This is a genomic window from Calderihabitans maritimus (assembly GCF_002207765.1).
Taxonomy (GTDB): Bacteria; Bacillota; KKC1; order Calderihabitantales; family Calderihabitantaceae; genus Calderihabitans; species Calderihabitans maritimus.
This window is the reverse complement of sequence record NZ_BDGJ01000067.1, coordinates 1-451: the sequence shown is the minus strand read 5'-3', so window position 1 is coordinate 451 and position 451 is coordinate 1. Positions and strand designations below refer to the sequence as shown.

At 59.0% G+C, this 451-nt stretch carries 1 protein-coding gene; it reads left to right on the top strand.

The features are described 5' to 3' along the window. On the top strand, positions 1 to 247 hold a 247-nt coding region (locus KKC1_RS16725), incomplete at its 5' end, for a hypothetical protein (protein ID WP_238134225.1). Between the last annotated feature and the right edge of the window lie 204 nt (positions 248 to 451).

The window sequence follows — 451 nt, the reverse complement described above, 5'->3', positions numbered from 1 at the left end:
GGTTTTCTGCTGTCTTTGCCCTTCTCGCGAACGCATCGGTCTCACCTCTGACTTGATGTTCGGGCCTTCCCCTGCAGTTCATGACCCCCAGGGTACTATGCCCTCTGCTGACTCCTGCCGGTTCAGCCGTGCCTCTCAACACGGGTTACCAGCTCTACCTGGCTTATCCGGCAGGCCTCCCCGGGTAAGAGCGTTAACCTTCACCCCGCACCCGCCCCATATACTCCGCCGTCCCTTGGCAGCCTAGGATTTCGCTGTGTTTCGCCAGCTCATCCGAACGGCTTAGCCTCTTATGGGGTTCTTGTTCATCGGGCCGTGGTTTTGCCGCCGGCTTCCTTCGGATTCCACCTCGCGATGGACACCCTTGCCTTTGGCTACCAGACTCGTGCTGCCTCGCCTGCAGTGGACTTTCACCACCAAGTTAACGCCCATGCCGGGCGCACAAAAAAAA